The organism is Paramicrobacterium agarici (assembly GCF_002563955.1).
GTDB classification, from domain to species: domain Bacteria; phylum Actinomycetota; class Actinomycetes; order Actinomycetales; family Microbacteriaceae; genus Paramicrobacterium; species Paramicrobacterium agarici.
Genome location: NZ_PDJE01000001.1, coordinates 277,224 through 293,464 on the forward strand (window position 1 = coordinate 277,224; position 16,241 = coordinate 293,464).

The 16,241-nt window shown below is 65.7% G+C and carries 14 protein-coding genes; 3 read left to right on the forward strand and 11 right to left on the reverse strand.

The features are described 5' to 3' along the window. Window positions 1-13: 13 nt before the first annotated feature. From ATJ78_RS01370 to ATJ78_RS01390, 5 genes are all read right to left on the reverse strand, one after another. Window positions 14-1,282, reverse strand: coding sequence for an LCP family protein (locus ATJ78_RS01370; RefSeq protein ID WP_098405964.1), 1,269 nt, complete (start codon window positions 1,280-1,282; stop codon window positions 14-16). Window positions 1,283-1,322: 40 nt separating this feature from the next. After that, window positions 1,323-2,723 (reverse strand): DHA2 family efflux MFS transporter permease subunit, encoded by a 1,401-nt coding sequence (locus ATJ78_RS01375; RefSeq protein WP_098405965.1) that lies wholly within the window; start codon window positions 2,721-2,723, stop codon window positions 1,323-1,325. Between the two features lie 70 nt (window positions 2,724-2,793). Beyond that, a complete protein-coding gene (locus ATJ78_RS01380) occupies window positions 2,794-3,219 on the reverse strand; it encodes a type II toxin-antitoxin system VapC family toxin (RefSeq protein WP_098405966.1) in 426 nt (141 codons plus the stop codon). Further along, window positions 3,216-3,491, reverse strand: coding sequence for a ribbon-helix-helix protein, CopG family (locus tag ATJ78_RS01385; RefSeq protein ID WP_098405967.1), 276 nt, complete (start codon window positions 3,489-3,491; stop codon window positions 3,216-3,218). The genes ATJ78_RS01380 and ATJ78_RS01385 overlap by 4 nt, the downstream gene beginning before the upstream one ends. A gap of 64 nt (window positions 3,492-3,555) precedes the next feature. Further along, window positions 3,556-7,296 (reverse strand): proline dehydrogenase family protein, encoded by a 3,741-nt coding sequence (locus ATJ78_RS01390; protein ID WP_098409138.1) that lies wholly within the window; start codon window positions 7,294-7,296, stop codon window positions 3,556-3,558. A gap of 148 nt (window positions 7,297-7,444) precedes the next feature. Here ATJ78_RS01390 and ATJ78_RS01395 point away from each other — a divergent pair, with 148 nt between their 5' ends. Together ATJ78_RS01395 and ATJ78_RS01400 are read left to right on the forward strand one after the other, a co-directional pair. Continuing rightward, window positions 7,445-8,356 carry a LysR family transcriptional regulator gene (locus ATJ78_RS01395; RefSeq protein ID WP_098405968.1) on the forward strand — a complete coding sequence of 304 codons (912 nt, stop codon included), beginning with the start codon at window positions 7,445-7,447 and terminating at the stop codon, window positions 8,354-8,356. A gap of 89 nt (window positions 8,357-8,445) precedes the next feature. Continuing rightward, window positions 8,446-8,796: a nuclear transport factor 2 family protein gene (locus ATJ78_RS01400; protein WP_098405969.1), complete on the forward strand. Its 351-nt coding sequence runs from the start codon at window positions 8,446-8,448 to the stop codon at window positions 8,794-8,796. A 6-nt stretch (window positions 8,797-8,802) separates the two neighbouring features. Here the strand turns inward: ATJ78_RS01400 and ATJ78_RS01405 are convergent, their stop codons facing one another. After that, window positions 8,803-9,741 carry an alpha/beta fold hydrolase gene (locus ATJ78_RS01405; protein WP_245836160.1) on the reverse strand — a complete coding sequence of 313 codons (939 nt, stop codon included), beginning with the start codon at window positions 9,739-9,741 and terminating at the stop codon, window positions 8,803-8,805. Between the two features lie 79 nt (window positions 9,742-9,820). Beyond that, window positions 9,821-10,957 (reverse strand): threonine synthase, encoded by a 1,137-nt coding sequence (locus ATJ78_RS01410; protein WP_211288404.1) that lies wholly within the window; start codon window positions 10,955-10,957, stop codon window positions 9,821-9,823. Window positions 10,958-11,024: 67 nt separating this feature from the next. Here ATJ78_RS01410 and ATJ78_RS01415 point away from each other — a divergent pair, with 67 nt between their 5' ends. Next, complete coding sequence (locus ATJ78_RS01415) at window positions 11,025-11,513, forward strand: YajQ family cyclic di-GMP-binding protein (RefSeq protein WP_098405972.1); 489 nt, start codon at window positions 11,025-11,027, stop codon at window positions 11,511-11,513. A gap of 21 nt (window positions 11,514-11,534) precedes the next feature. Here the strand turns inward: ATJ78_RS01415 and ATJ78_RS01420 are convergent, their stop codons facing one another. The 4 genes from ATJ78_RS01420 to ATJ78_RS01435 form a co-directional block, all read right to left on the reverse strand. Beyond that, window positions 11,535-12,515, reverse strand: a complete 981-nt coding sequence (locus ATJ78_RS01420; protein ID WP_098405973.1) for a cation diffusion facilitator family transporter — start codon at window positions 12,513-12,515, stop codon at window positions 11,535-11,537. Beyond that, window positions 12,512-12,985, reverse strand: coding sequence for a transporter substrate-binding domain-containing protein (locus ATJ78_RS01425; RefSeq protein ID WP_098405974.1), 474 nt, complete (start codon window positions 12,983-12,985; stop codon window positions 12,512-12,514). The genes ATJ78_RS01420 and ATJ78_RS01425 overlap by 4 nt, the downstream gene beginning before the upstream one ends. A 282-nt stretch (window positions 12,986-13,267) precedes the next feature. Beyond that, window positions 13,268-14,707: an aminobutyraldehyde dehydrogenase gene (locus ATJ78_RS01430; RefSeq protein WP_098405975.1), complete on the reverse strand. Its 1,440-nt coding sequence runs from the start codon at window positions 14,705-14,707 to the stop codon at window positions 13,268-13,270. Between the two features lie 64 nt (window positions 14,708-14,771). After that, on the reverse strand, window positions 14,772-16,223 hold the full coding sequence (locus ATJ78_RS01435) for an NAD-dependent succinate-semialdehyde dehydrogenase (protein ID WP_098405976.1): 1,452 nt from the start codon (window positions 16,221-16,223) through the stop codon (window positions 14,772-14,774). Between the last annotated feature and the right edge of the window lie 18 nt (window positions 16,224-16,241).

The window sequence follows — 16,241 nt, forward strand, 5'->3', positions numbered from 1 at the left end:
AGAAGACCCCGCGTCAGCCGCGGCCATTCGAGCAGGTTTCGTCTGCCGCCGTCTGACCCTTGACGCTATCCGGCAGCTCAACCGGGCCCTCGGTCGATGGCGGATCCGTCGCCTCGCCCGTCGAATTATCGGCGGGAGGCTCACTCGGCTCTTCGCTCGAATCGCCGTCCTTGGGTACGGCCCCGTACTCACCTGTTCCGCCCGTGATCGCCAGACTGCGGTCGGCCTTGACGGCGTCGAGCAGCGTGGCGGCAGCATCCTCTACCGGAATCTCGCCATCTTGCCCATTGCGCATTCCAGAGCCGGTGGGAAACTTCACAAACGTGATGTTCTCGGTCGGCATTCCCTTGAGGGCAAGTGCGATCGACACCATCGTGTTCGGGTTGCTGAGCTCGTTCGAGAGCGTCATGTTGTCGGCGGCGACGCGCGCGAGCTTGTACAGCTTGACGGGATCAGAGAGCGTCTCGCCCGAGAGGATCTTGCGCATGAGCGCCGACATGTACACCTGCTGGTTGCTGATGCGGCCGAGGTCTGAACCGTCACCGACGCCGTAGCGTGTGCGCAAGAACTGCAGTGCCGTCTCGCCCTTGAGCGTGACATCGCCCGCAGGCAGATCGAGGTTCGTCTTGGGGTCGACAATCGGTTCACTCAGGCAGACCTCGACGCCGCCGATCGCGTTGGCCATGGCCGTGACGCCGTTGAACTGAATGGCGCCCGCGTAGTGAACCGTCAACCCGGTGAGCTCTTGCACCGTTGCCGCGGTACAGCCGAGGCCGCCGTGCTTGAGGGTCGTGTTGATCTTCTGAATGCCCGCAGGCGCTTGCTCCCCCTCGGGCACGGTGCCGTCGTCATTCTGCGGGTACGGGCACGCGGGAACATCGACGAACGTGTCGCGCGGAATCGAGATGGCCGTCGCGTTCGAATGGTCTTCAGAGACGTGCACGAGGATCGTCACGTCGTTCAACTGCCCCGTCAGCAGCTTGGGGTCGCCAAAACCGTTGCCCTGACCCTTGCGGCTGTCGCTGCCGACGAGAAGCAGGTTGAAGCCGCCCTCGATCGCGTTGACGTCGGGAAGCGGCTGCCCCGAGTTGCCCGGAAGAGACACGCCACCGCGGTCTAGCCGCCCGAAGATGTCGGCGACGCCCCACGCCGCGACACCGACCACGCTCATGGCGATGACGACGACCGAAGCGAGAGCCACCTTCAGGCCCGTGCGCACTCCGCTGCGGCGAGGCTGCTGACCGTGGCGCACGGGGGCGCCGGTCGAGCGGCGTTCGCTCATGGCAGCATCCTTCCGCTGGTTTCAGGCATGAAGGGGCACACTACCCGCTCGAGTCTGAGAGAGTCACAGCGTTCGCTGGGAGCCGCCTGTTGACGATGCCGATTCCCGAGACGATACCGCCGACCGCGAGCATGACCGCCGTCGCGATCATGGCACGCCGAAAACCGTCGATGTCGAGAGCGCCCCCGACAATGAGCGCGGCGCACGCGACGGTCACCAGTCCCGCGACGCGAGAGACTGCGTTGTTGACCGCCGAGGCGATGCCGGCGCGGTCCGGGCCGATCGCGCCGAGAATAGCGCTCGTCAACGGTGCGACGGTGATGCTGAGCCCGAGGCCGAAGATGAGCAGCCCGGGCAGAAGCTGAAGCCAGTAGTTGATATCGGGCGTCACCGTGAGCGTGAGAGCGAATCCCAGGCCGGCGACGATCGGTCCGACGCACATGAAGAGACGCGGTCCGAACCGGCTTGCGAGGTCGCCCATGCGGCCCGACAGCGCGAGCATGACGAGCGTCGGCGGCATGAGTGCGACACCGGCGAGGGTTGCGGCGAATCCTGCGACCTGCTGCAGGTAGATCACGATCACGAACGTGCCGAAGCTCAGCGCCCCATAGACGAACACCGTTGCCACGTTGCCGACCCAGAAATTGCGTGCCCGAAACAGAGTGAGGGGCAGCATCGGTGCGCGCGCCTTCGCCTGCCAGATGACAAAGGCGATGGATGCTGCGATCCCGATCGCGAGCGGCACGGCGACGACCGGGCTGGCCCAGCCGAATCGCTGCTGCTCGATGAGCGCGAACACGAGGCCGCCGAGACCCACAGCACCGAGCACAGCGCCCAGCACATCGATGCGTGCGCGGCCTTCTGGACGCGGCTGGGCGGGCATCTTTGCCATGAGCCCGAGTGTCACGACGATGGGGATCACGTTGATGCCGAAAATGAGTCGCCAGCTGAGCGCGTCGACGAGCACGCCACCGAGCAGCGGCCCGATGATCATCGCCGTTCCCGTCCACGCTGTCCAGACGCCGATCGCCCGGCCGCGCTCGTCGTCGTCGAACGTTGAGGTGATGATGGCCAGTGAGCTCGGCACGAGCAGTGCTGCCGCGATGCCCTGCAGCGCGCGGGCCACGATCAGCAGGACGGCGGTGGGGGCGACGGCGCACAGCAGCGACGTGACGCCGAACCAGACGAGCCCCGCGGCGAGAACCCTGCCGCGGCCGAAGGAGTCCGAGAGCGAGCCGGCGAGCAGTATGAACGCTCCGAGCGTGAGCATGTACGCGTCGACGACCCACTGCTGCACGGCGAGGCCGCCGCCGAGTTCGTTCTCAATCGCGGGAAGGGCGACGTTGACGATCGACCCGTCGAGAAACGACACGAACGACGCGAGGATCGCCACGACGAGAACGAGCCTCTTCGCGCGCGCGTCGGGCACGACAGCATCCATGTCTTCGATTATCTGCCGTCCGGCACGTCACGTCGATGGTGTGCGTCAGACATGTCGCCCGTGCGCGACCTTATGACGCGAGGGGGTCGACGCGACGAAGACCGGGGATGCTGTCGAAGGCCGGGTCTGACGAGGCGACCGTCTCGATGCCGTAGGCGAGGGCCGTTGCAGCATGCACAGCGTCGCGCCCCCGCACCTGGGTGCGTTCGATGAGCTCGAGGGCAAGCTCAAGTACCTCGTGGTCGAAGTTCAGCACGATGAAAGAGCGCATCGAATCGCGCGCATCACTCACGGCGAGCAATCGGTCGCCTGTCCTTCGCAACCGGTGGTGAACCACCTCTTGAATCATCTCGGTACTCGCGTAGGCACGCCCTTTCCCGCTCCACACATGCCGAAGATATCGACGACATGCCTCTTTGTGAGGCTGACGGTCTCCGAGGGCGTGAGCAAGGACTGTTGAATCTACGAGCACCGCGTGCTCGTCCATGGGGTTCATTCGATGTCCATCAGCGACGGTCGGTTTAGCAGATCATCCTTATGCTCTTCCCATTCTTCCGCGGACATCGCAGGCATCGGGTTCTCGTCGGCTCGCGCAAAAAGTTCTTCCAGCGCGGCCCGTGCATCCGATCGTTTGCGATCGAGCCGGTCGTCGACGGCTTCCCGGATGAGCGCACCGACGCTCATGCGCTCGGCCCGCGCCTCGGCCTCGAGCCGGGCGTACTGCTCGGGGTCGAAGAGCACCTGAACCCGCTTCTCTAGTGTCGCCATGGTGACAGTCTACTCGCTCCTGCACATGCATACACATCTATGCACATCACCCCATTTCCGGGGTTCAGATGACCGCTTCACTCCACGTGTCAAGGTTGCCAAAGCGGTGCGCGGTGATCGAGATCGCCTGCTCGTGCACGAACGGCAGCATCTCCACACGGCCGGACTGCGTGACCGGGCCGGAGTAGATCGCGAGGTCCGGGTCGCCATCCACCGCGACAGCGAGAGCCCGGTGCAGGGCTGCGCGGCGCCGCGCATCCGCCCCGACCAGACGCACGCGAGGAACGCGCGAAGCAGAACCGTCAGCCGCGCTCGGTCTGGCCATGCGCTGCACCCACTCGGCATCGGTCTCGACCGTGACGGTGACGCCGAGCCCGTCGAGCACGCGAAGCACCGCCGTCGGCAGGGCAGACGCGACGCTCACCGTGAGCTCGGACTTGGCGCGAACGCCCGCGACGATCACGCGCAGCACCTCGCTGAGAGGTGCGTCATCCATGGCGCGAATCGCGACCGGAACCGGGCGGTAGCGCAGAATGTTGCGCTCGACATCGAGCCCCGTCGCGTCTTTGACCTCGCCGTACTCGTTGGCCCACGCGACGGCGTCAGACAGCGCGCTGCGGCGCAGAACATCGAACTGCTCGTACTCCATCGAAGGCTGCGCCGACTCGATCAGCCGCGTGATGCGCGAGTCGAGCCCGCGCAGATGCAGTGTCGAGCTCGAGCTGCCTCGAGCGGCGCGCCACGAACCGAGTCCGTAGAGGTAGCTCGGCCCGCCCGCCTTGGTGCCCGCCCCCACGGACGAACGCTTCCACCCGCCGAACGGCTGTCGCTGCACGATCGCCCCCGTCATGCCGCGGTTGACATACAGGTTGCCGGCCTCGACGTTCGCGAGCCACTCTTCGAGGTCGTTCGGGTCCTGCGTGTGAAGGCCGGACGTGAGCCCGTATTCGATCGCGTTGACATACCGAATCGCGTCGTCGAGGGTTCGAGCGCGCATGATGCCGAGAACCGGTCCGAAGAACTCGGTCAGGTGAAAGTACGAGCCGGCCTTGACGCCGGAGCGGATGCCGGGAGACCACAGTCGCCCCGACCGGTCGAGGCGTTTCGGCTCGACGAGCCACTCCTCGCCGACGCCGAGCTCCGTCAGGGCGTGCAGCAGCTTTCCCTGCGCCGGCTCGACGATCGGGCCCATCTGGGCGCTCGGGTCAGAGGGGTACCCGACGCGCAGCGACATGGCGGCATCCACCAACTGGCGGTGGAACCGCTCGGATTTCGCCGCGGAGCCGACGAGAATCACAAGACTGGATGCTGAGCATTTCTGCCCCGCGTGGCCGAAGGCGCTCTTCACGACGTCTGACGCCGCGAGGTCCATGTCGGCGCTCGGCATCACGATGAGGGCGTTCTTGCCGCTCGTCTCGGCGAGAATCGGCAGCTCCGGCTTCCACGAGCGGAACAGCTTGGCGGTGTCCCACGCGCCCGTGAGAATGACACGGTCCACGGCGTCGTGCGCGATGAGTTGTCTGCCGAGGTCGCCCTCCTCGATCGAGACGAAGGCGAGCAGATCGCGCGGAACGCCAGCCTCCCACAGTGCCTCGACCATGACGGCGGCGGTGCGCTCAGCCTGCGGTGCCGGTTTGATGATGACGCCGGACCCCGAGGCAAGTGCGGCGAGAACGCCTCCCGTCGGAATCGCGAGCGGAAAGTTCCACGGCGGCGTGACGACAATGAGCTGCGACGGCTCGAACACGGCACCCTGCACGCGGTCGAGCTGGCGGGCCTGCGCGGCGTAGTAGTGCGCGAAGTCGATCGCCTCGCTCACCTCGGGGTCGCCCTCGGAAATGGTCTTTCCCGTCTCGGAGCCCATCACCTCGATGAGCCGGTCGCGGTGCGCGGCGAGAGCATCGGCGGCGCGCTCGATGACCTCGGCGCGATCAGCGCCCGGCTTCGCGCCCCACGCGGCACCCGCGCTGGTCACGGTATCGATGATGCGCTCGAGCTCGGCAGCATCCGTCACCCGGTGGGCGTTTACCTCCTCGACGCCCAGCCGCGATTCCGCCATGCGTGCGATGATGGCGCGGCCCCACTCGCGGTTCGCGGGGATCGCCGGGTCGGTGTCTGGCGTGTTGTGAAAGCCGGGCAGCCCGACGTCGCTGCGCGTCACGGCCTCGAACGTGCCCGTGAAGATGCGCGTCGTGTCGAACGGACCGGGAGCGTCACCTCTGGGGCGTCCCAGATGCAGCACCTGCTGGGTCAGGCCCTCGTCAGGCAGTGCGTCGCCGAGATCGAGGGTGTCGGATGCTGTCGCCGCAGCACGCTCGACGTCAACCTCCTGGGCCTCGGCGTTCTCGCCGGCGGTGATTTCGCCGTTCGGTGCGTCGCCCGCGAGCATCCATTCGGTCTGGCGATTCTGTGTGCGGTTCGGCGTGGGAGGTGCCGAGCCGTCGTGGTCGAGCTCGTCGATCGAGGCAAGAAACCGCTCTGTCTCGCGCTCGAGCAGCGCGTGGTTCTCGTGCAGCTCGAAGACCGCCGACATGTAGTTCTCCGTCGAGGCGTTCTCTTCAAGCCGACGGATGAGGTAGGAAATCGCGACATCGAACTCGTGCGGATTCACGACCGGCGTGTAGAGCAGCAGGTTGCCGACGACGTTGCGCACGGCCTGCGCCTGACCCGTCGCCATGCCGAGAAGCATCTCGAACTCGACAGCATCCGTCACACCGCGCTGCCGCGCAAGCAGCCACGCATACGCGACGTCGAAGAGGTTGTGGCCGGCGACGCCGAGCCGAACAGCATCCGTGTTCTCTGGCGTCATCGACCACTCGAGAACGCGCTTGTAATTGGCGTCGGTGTGCTGCTTCTCGGAGTACGGCGCGTTCGGCCAGCCGTGCATCTGGGCGTCGACGTTCTCCATCTGCAGATTGGCGCCCTTGACGAGGCGCACCTTGATCGGCGCTCCGCCGCTCGCACGGCGGGTGCGTGCCCATGCCGTGAGCTCCTGCATGGCCGGCAGCGCGTCGGGCAGGTACGCCTGCAGAACGATTCCCGCTTCGAGAAACCTCAGCTCGGGGTGCTCGAGCACGCGCGTGAAGACCGCGATCGTGAGGTCGAGGTCGCGGTACTCCTCCATGTCGAGATTGATGAACTTGCGGTGGCCGCGCTGCTCGGCCTCGACGGCGACGCGGTACAGCGGAATGAGCTTTTCGACGACGTGCTCGACGGCCTCGTCGAACGCCCACATCGAGAGCTGCGACACGATCGACGACACCTTGATTGAGACGTAATCGACGTCGTCGCGCTCGAGCAGCCGCAGCGTTCCGTCGAAGCGACGCTGCGCCTCTTTCTCACCCAGCACCGCCTCGCCCAGCAGATTGAGGTTGAGCCGCGAACCGTCTTCACGCAGGTGAGCGATTGCCGGGCCGAGCTTCTCTGGCGTGGCGTCGACGACGAGGTGCCCGACCATCTCACGCAGCACGCGGCGGGCGATTGGAATGACGATGGCGGGAATCACGGGCCCGAGAACACCGCCGCACGCGATGGCGGCGCGCATGTACCAGGGGAGAAACGCCGGCGTGAGCTTCGCGACCCGCTGCAGCCCGTATCCCGCGACAAAGAGGTCTTCTGGGCGCATGACGCCGTCGACGAAGCCGACGGTGAACGGCAGCCCGTTCGGATCTTTCAGAACTCCCGCGAGCCGCTCGGCGGCCGGATCCGCGGGGTATTGCGCGCTTTCGCGGAGCCACGTGTGCGCCAGCTGCACCGCTTCGTGAGCAAGCTCGTGTCGCGTTGTCTGCTGTGATGCCTCTGCCATGCTCCCGAGACTATTACGCCAGAGGTCGTGACGCCGCCCGGACTGCCGCAGATTCAGCTTCTCGGCGGGTGGACCGCGACTCGTCAGAGCAGCCATCGAATCTGCGAGAATAACCATCACGTCTGCTTCATGAAGACGAGGAGGCCGGATGCTGGACATGCGACGCCTCCGCGTGCTTCACGAATTGAAACTGCGAGGAACCCTCTCGGCCGTCGCCGACGCTCTCGCGTACAGCCCTTCGGCCGTGTCGCAGCAGCTCGCGCAGCTCGAGCGCGAGGCCGGTGTTCCGCTCATTCAGAAGGCCGGCCGCCGTGTTGCGCTCACCCCTCAGGGCGAGGTTCTCGCCGCTCACGCCGCTCGCCTGCTCGACGGGCTCGAGGCAGCGGAAGCCGCGGTGTCGCAGACGCTCACCTCCGTGTCGGGCACCGTGCGGCTCGCTGTCTTTCAATCAGCCGCGCACGCGATCATCCCGCGCGCCATCACGCTCGTTGCGGCGCAGCATCCCGAACTGCGCGTCATCACCGTCGAACGTGAGCCTGACGAGGCGCTCTTCGAGGTGTCGGCGCGCGACTTCGACCTCGTGATCGCCGAGCAGTATCCGGGGCACACACGCGCACATCGTTCCGATCTCGATCGAGTCCCTCTCGGAAACGACGCGATTCGACTCGCGATGCCACCGGATGCCGGAGACACGCCGATCGCCTCTGTCGACGACTTCGCAGCATCCGCCCGCCACCGCCCCTGGGTGATGGAGCCGCAGGGAACGGCGTCGCGCACATGGGCGCTGCAGCTGTGCCGGGGAGCCGGATTCGAGCCAGATGTTCGCTTTGAGACCGCCGACCTCATGGCGCACATCCGGCTCATCAGCAGCGGCAACGCCGTCGGCCTGCTTCCCGATCTCGTGTGGGCGGGCGAGCACCCGTCGGTCACGCTTCGCGAGCTGCCGGGAAATCCGCAGCGCGAAGTGTTCACCTCGGCACGGCCTGCCAACGCGTCGCGGCCAGGAGTCGTCGCCGTGCGTGCCGCGCTCGCTCAGGCGGTCGCCGAGATCGCACCCTGATTCAGCACGCCACCTTCTGTCAAACCCTGTCGTGCGCAGAGCAAACGTGCCACGGTGAAGAGGAACGCACCGAGCACCAGGAGAGTCTCATGTCGCGAACACCGACGGACGTGATCCACGACCACCTGATGAAGCGCCTCGAGGGAGACCTCGAGGGCGACATCGCACACAACTTCTCCGAAGACATCCTGATTCTGTCGGGCTTCGGCACCTACAGAGGGCACGACGGCATTCGGCAGTCGTCAGCGGAACTCACCGAGGCTGTCGCGAGCGGCGAGTTCAACTACAACCGCACGGTCATCGAGCGCGAGTACGGCTTTCTCGAGTGGACGGCGAAGGGGAACGACAACATCATTCGCGACGGCGCCGACTCGTATCACGTCGTCGACGGGCTGATCGTGCTGCAGACGATCCACTACACGACCTGGCCGCGCACCTGACGGTGGTCAGCCGAAGAAGCGCTCGAGCTCGCCGGTCAGCTGAGTCGGCGCCTCTTCGGCCATGTGGTGCCCGCTGTCGATGCGCGCACCCTGCACCTGGTCGGCCCACGCTCGCCAGATCGCGAGCGGGTCGCCGTATAGCTTCTCGAGATCGTCGCGAATCGACCACAGCGCGAGCACCGGCATCGTGAGCTTCTTCCCGCGGTCGCGGTCGGCCTCGTCGTGCTGCCGGTCGATCGCGAGTCCAGCACGGTAGTCGGCCAGCATCCCAGCGATGACCTCGGGCCGACGAACCGCCTCTGCCACCTCGGCGAAGTTCTCGGCGCCCATGGTGTCGGCATCGAACCCGTACCAGGCGAGGGGGTCCGCTGCGATCGCACGCTCGGGTTTATCGGGCTGAGCGTAGAAGAACCAGTGCCACCGCGCCGTCGCGAAGGCGGCATCGGCACGGGCGAGGTGTTCGCTGATGGGAACGCAGTCGGCGAGCGCGAGCCGGGCCACGGCCGCCGGACTGTCGAGTGCGAGCCGCAGGGCGACGTAGCTGCCGCGATCGTGCCCCACCAGGTAAAACCGTGTGTGACCCAGCGTCTCGACTGCGGAGCGGATGCTGCGGGCCATCGCACGCTTCGACGATGACGAATGATCGGATGCTGGATGAGCGATGACCGACCGGCCATAGCCCGGAAGATCCGGGCAGATCACGGTGAATCCAGCATCCATGAGCGTGGGAGCGACTCGATGCCATGTTGCCGAGGTCCGCGGGTGTCCGTGCAGCAGAACGATCGGAAACCCATCTCCGCCGTGCCGCACGAAAATGCGCGCACCTGGAGTCTCGACCCAGTCTTCGGCGAAACCCTTGAACACGATTACTCGTCTCGCTGCAATCGGCTGCTGCTCATGATTCGACGCTAATCGCGATGCCCACTGCTGGCGAGAGGTTGACACGGGCACCGCACGGTCGTCGTCGGCTCACTCGCCGGCGTCGTGCGCACCCTCGACTGAGCGCCCTCGACGGGTCGCACCCTCAGCTGCGCACGGCCGACACGATGTCGCGAACGGGTTCCGCCGCCTTGAGCCCTGCTCCCGTGAGCAGTACGACGGTGGTCTCGGCGGGTGCGATCGCGCCCGAGCTCAGCAGCCTGGAGTAGGCGGCAGCGGCGGTGGCGCTCGTCGGCTCGACGAAGAGTCCCTGCGAGCACAGATCGGCGAGAGCACGCGAGATCTCTGCCTCGGCAAGAGCAATCGTTGCCCCGCCGGTCTCCCGCAGCGCACGGATCATCTGCGCCAGCCGCAGGGGATGCGCAATCGCTGTTCCCTCGGCGATCGTGGGGGCGACAGGACGCTCGACCGGCACGTCGACTCCTGCCGTGAAACTCGCGTCGACGGGAGAGCAGTTCACCGGCTGCGCCGCGTAGAGCCGCGGCATCCGCGTGATCTGCCCCGCGCCGAGCAGTTCTCGAAACCCGATGAAGCATCCAAGCAGGCTGCTGCCGGCCCCGACCGGAACGATGACGTTGTCCGGTGCGCGAAACCCCAGATCTTCCCACAGCTCGTACGCGAGCGACTTGGTGCCCTGAAGAAAGAATGCCTGCCAGTTGTGGCTGGCGTAGAACGCTGTGTCGCCAGACGCCGCGATCGCGGCATTTTGCGATTGCTCGCGCGCTCCCGGCACGAGCTCGAGCCGCGCACCGTATGCCTGCACTTGAGCGAGCTTGGCCGCAGACGTTGCCTCGGGCGCGAAGATCGTCGCTTCGAGTCCGCCCGCAGCCGCGTAGCCCGCGACGGAGGACCCGCCATTGCCCGAGCTGTCTTCGAGAATGGAGCGGATGCCGCGGTCGCGAAGGTATGAGAGCATGACGCTCGTGCCGCGATCTTTGAAGCTGCCGGTGGGGTTCATCCAATCGGCTTTGAACAGCGGAGTGCCGCCGGCGAACGAAGGCTCGATCAGCGGAGTGCATCCCTCCCCGAGGGTGATCGGCGACGCAATCTCGACGGGCAGTGCAGCGCGATACCTCCACAGTGAGTGCGCCGAGGTGTCGATGTCGTTGCGACCGAGGCCTGAGCCCAGTTCGATCCACAGCGGGCGACCAGCATCCGATCTCCACCGTGGCTCGCCCAGAGGGTAGGTGCTCCCATCAACCGGATCAACGTAGCTGCTCACGATGCCAGCGTATGCGAGCGGCACCGCCAGCCGAGCGTTCATCGGCCAGTGCGGCTAGCATGTGGGCATGGCAGATTCATCGTTTGACATCGTCAGCAAGGTCGACAAGATGGAGGCGGAGAACGCCGTCAACCAGGCCCGCAAAGAAGTGGCCCAGCGCTACGACTTTCGCGGAACCGAGGCGTCGGTCGAGTGGGCGGGCGAGGCGATCCTCCTCAAGGCGAACACCGAGGAGCGCGTGAACGCGATTCTCGACGTCGTGCAGTCCAAGTTCATCAAGCGCGGAATCTCGCTCAAGAGCCTCGAGTCCGGCGAGCCCTACGCGAGCGGCAAGGAATACCGCCTCGAGATCGGCCTCAAGAACGGCATCGCGAGCGACCAGGCAAAGAAGATCTCGAAGATCATTCGCGACGAGGCGCCCAAGAGCGTGAAGAGCCAGATTCAGGGCGATGAGCTGCGCGTGCAGTCGAAGAGTCGCGACGACCTGCAGTCGACGATCTCGCTGCTCAAGGGCAGCGATCTCGACATCGATCTGCAGTTCATCAACTTTCGCTGATCAGCGTCCCGCCGTTACTGTTCAAGGACTGGCACCATCGCGATCGCGCATGGCCGTGCGAGGAATCTCTGGCACAGGAATGATCGCGACATCCTGCAGTTTCCAATCGAGACGCATGCATTCGACTCGGGCGGCACGCAACAGCTCCGTCGTGACCTTGCCGCGTCGCGGAACAACGAACGCCTCGACATGAAACACCTGGCCCTCATCGCGAACGCGTGACCCGACGTCGGTGACCCACGAGAGGCTTCCGAGATAGTCGTGCACCTTGTCGACGAGCGGGTGCACCTGCTTCTGGTCGAATGTCGTCGCACGCTGGTCCACGAGATCGAGAATCGACGCTCGAGTGTTCTTGATGCCGTCCCAGAGAATACCGATGGAGATAAAGATTGCCGCTGCCGAGTCCATCCACCAGATTCCCACGCCAATACCGGCCACCCCGACGATCGATCCCACGTTCGTCGTCCAGTCAGCCTTCGCCATGTCAGCATCGGCAAAAAGCAACTTGTTGTGCAGCGGTCCCGCAACTTTCATTTTCGCGCGTCCAAGCAGCACGGGCGGAGCGGCGATGAGCGCCATCACGATCATCATCAGCCACCCCAGCCAGATCGTGTTTCCCCAGAGATTGACCGTGCCTATCGTGGGATGCTCCTGTTTGACGAGCCCCGTCGTGGCGTCAACGATCAGTATCAGGCCGACGATGCCGAGTGCGACGCCAGCGACGAGATGGCCCACTTCCATTGCGCGGTGAAAGCCGTACGGATGCTTGCGCGTGGGCTTCTTCGCCACGATAGAGATGGCGACGAGAAACGCGAGCTGCGGTGTCGTGGAGATCATGTCTTCGATCCACGCCGTCTTCATGGCCTGCGAGTTTCCGAGCACGAAGAACACGATCGTAATCGTGAACACCGCATAGGCGATCGTCGCCCACTCAAGCCAGATCGCCTTACGCAACGCCTCCTGCTGCTCCTGGGGCAGCTTCTGGTCTATCGGGGGAATCATGCGTCCTCCCTCTGCGTGTCAAGGTAGGTCTCGAGCTCGCTCAAAAGCGCGTTCTCCCCCATCGGAACGAGCATGACGAGATTGAGGATCGAACCGTCATCTGCCTTGGTCTTCATATAGGGACGCGTCGGCGCTGCCCGCTCTGCCCACGGCGTCTGATCGGTCATTCCCGCGATCACGACGTCGAGCTGCTGCTTCTCCAGACCTCGAACGAGCGCCTCCTCACTCCCGACCGTCCACTCGATCTCGGCATCGATGCTCTCGGCGAAGCCGCGAATGAGCTCCACCTCCTTGCCGCTGTACTCGCCGTCGTCGGCAACCGTCAGATTCCCGTTGGGCGAGATGCCCACGCGGAGCGTACCGCCCGTGGCATGCTCGAGACTCCCGTAAGGGTCTGTGGGCATGGTGATCCCGCACCCGGTGAGCAACACTGCCATCAAGCCGACGGCGAGCAGTCGAAGAAATCGCATATTCCGACGGTATCGACCTGCCCCGCACGAGGCGATGCCTTGACAAAGCACGAGAACCAGAAGTATTCGAGCCCGCACGCTTCCGCACTGCCGCGGTGTCGGGCGAGGAACACTTCAACCGTGCACGTTGTGGCGCTGGTCATAGTCCGCGCGCACGACGGCCCATGGATCTGGGGGCCAACTTTTACTGTCTGCCGTGGGCTCGGCACCAGTAAAGTTGGTCCCCGATTGGGCGAACTGACCGCCGAGTTGCCGTGGGCACAGGCGGCGAGCCTTGCCAGCTCAGTCGAGCGCGTGCATCACGTGCTTCACACGGGTGTAGTCCTCGAGGCCGTACATCGAGAGGTCTTTGCCATAGCCCGACATCTTGAAGCCGCCGTGCGGCATCTCGGCCGTGAGCAGAATGTGCGTGTTGACCCACACGCAGCCGAAGTCGAGGTCGCGCGTGAGGCGCATGGCACGCGCGTGATCGGTCGTCCATACGCTGGCGGCAAGACCGTAGTCAACGCCGTTGGCGAGTTCGACAGCCTCGGCTTCGTCGCTGAACGACTGCACCGTAATGACCGGGCCGAAGGTCTCCTGCTGCACGCACGCGTCGTCTTGCCGCACGCCCGTCACAACGGTCGGCGCAAAGAAGAATCCGTGCTCCCCCACGCGGCGCCCGCCCGTCTCCACGGTGGCGTGGGCGGGCAGGTCGTCGAGCACGGCCTGCACCTTGGCGAAGTGGCTCGCATTGTTGAGCGGACCGTAGAGCGCGTCAGCATCCGTGCCCGTCTTGGTCGCCTCGGCCGCGCGCACCAGCTCCGCGACCATGGCGTCATGCACCGGCTCATGCACGAGCACCCGCGTCACGGCGGTGCAGTCCTGCCCGGCGTTGAAGTAGCCCGACTCGGCGAGGGCGTCGGCGGTCGCCGCGAGGTCGACGTCGTCGAACACCACGGCCGGGGCCTTGCCGCCCAGTTCGAGGTGCGAGCGGTGCAGACGTTTGGCCGCGGATGCCGCGACCTCACGGCCCGCCCGCACCGACCCCGTGATCGAGACGAGCCCTGGAACAGGATGCTGCGCGAGAAGCTCGCCCGTCGTCGCGTCGCCCAGCACAACGTTGAGCACGCCGTCGGCCAGCACGCCGCGGCTGGCATCGGCGAGCACGAGGGTCGACTCTGGCGTCGTGTCGCTCGGCTTGAGCACCGTCGTGTTTCCCGCCGCTATCGCCGGCGCGATCTTCCACACCGCCATCATGAATGGGTAGTTCCAAGGGGTCACTTGCGCGACCACGCCGATGGGCTCGCGCCTCACATACGAGGTGTGGCCCTCGAAGTACTCGCTCGCCGCTGCCCCCTCGAGCACACGCGCTGCGCCCGCGAAATACCGAATCTGATCACAGCCCGTGATCACCTCTTCGACGCGGATCGTCTCTTTCGGCTGCCCCGTGTTGCGGTTCTGCGCCTCGACGATGTCGTCGGCGCGGGCTTCGAGAGCATCGGCGAAGGCGAGAAGCGCCGCCTGACGCTCCCCTGGAGTCGTGCGTCCCCACGACACAGCAGCCGACCGCGCTGCGTCGAACGCAGCATCCACGTCTGCCTCATTCGACACCGGAGACACGGCAACGCGCCCCTCCGTCACCGGGTTGACGACGTCGATCGTGGCGGTTCCCCGCGCGTTGACGAACCGGCCGCCGACAAAGTTCTGAAGTGGCGCTGTATTCTGCAACAGGTCAGGCATGGTTTCGCTCCCTTGCGATGTCGGATGCCGTGAGGGCGGTGCTTGTGGCACCGCCCCCGAGCCGTCAGGCCGGCATCATCGTGTACTTGGTGTTGAGGTATTCGTGAATGCCCTCGAGACCGCCCTCGCGACCGAGACCCGACTGCTTCACGCCCCCGAACGGCGCCGCCGCGTTCGAGATGACGCCAGCGTTCAACCCGACCATGCCGGACTCGAGCCGCTCGATCATGCGGTGGCCGCGCGCGAGGTCCTTCGTGAACGCGTAGGCAATGAGGCCGTATTCGACGCCGTTCGCCATGGCGACGGCCTCGTCTTCGGTCGAGAACGGTGCGATCGCGAGCACGGGCCCGAAGATCTCCTCGCGCACGATCTCGGCGTCGCTCGGCACGCCCGTCATGACGGTGGGCTCGTAGAAGCTGCCGTCGCCCTCGATCGCCGAACCGCCCGTGACGAGCGAGGCGCCGTGCTCGACAGCATCCTGCACGAGCCGATTCGCCTTGTCGACAGCGCGGTCGTCGATGAGCGGACCGATCATGACGCCGTCGTCGGTGCCGCGCCCGATGCGCATCGACGTAACCCTCTCGGTGACACGGCGCGCGAACTCGTCGGCCACCGACTCGTGCACGATGAAGCGGTTCGCCGCCGTGCACGCCTGGCCGATGTTGCGGAACTTCGCCGCGATCGCGCCGTCGACGGCCGCGTCAAGGTCGGCGTCGTCGAACACGATGAACGGGGCATTGCCGCCCAGCTCCATCGAGGTGCGCAGCACGTTCTTCGCAGACTTCGCAATGAGGTCCTGCCCCACGCCCGTCGACCCCGTGAAGCTGAGCTTGCGCAGCCGCGGGTCGTCGAGGATCGCGTCGGACACCGGCCCCGTGCGTTTGGTCGTCACGATGTTGACGACACCCTTCGGCAGGCCCGCGTCTTCGAGCAGCTTTGCGAAGTAGAGCGTCGTGAGCGGCGTGAGCGACGCCGGCTTGACCACGACGGTGCAGCCTGCGGCGAGCGCCGGCGCGATTTTGCGCGTCGCCATGGCGAGAGGAAAGTTCCATGGGGTGATGAGAAAGCAGGGGCCGACCGGATGCTGCGACACGATCATGCGCCCGGTTCCCTCGGGGTTCAGTCCATAACGGCCCGCAACGCGCACGGCCTCCTCGCTGAACCAGCGCAGAAACTCACCGCCGTACGTGACTTCGCCGTTGGATTCGGCGAGCGGCTTGCCCATCTCGAGCGTCATGAGCAGGGCGAATTCGTCGCGGCGCTCCTGCATCAGGTCGAACGCATCGCGCAGAATGTTCGAGCGCGTGCGCGGCGGCGTCGCTGCCCATTCCTCTTGTGCGGCGACGGCGGCATCGAGCGCGGCGGTGCCTTCGTCAACCGTCGCGTTGGCGATCTCGACGAGCGTCTTTCCCGTCGACGGGTCGGTCACGGCGAAGGTCTCGGCAGCGTCTTTCCACTCGCCGCCGATGAACAGGCCGGTGGGAACCTTCGCGAGCAGGTCGCGTTCTGAAATCATGTGATTCTCCTTACGTAT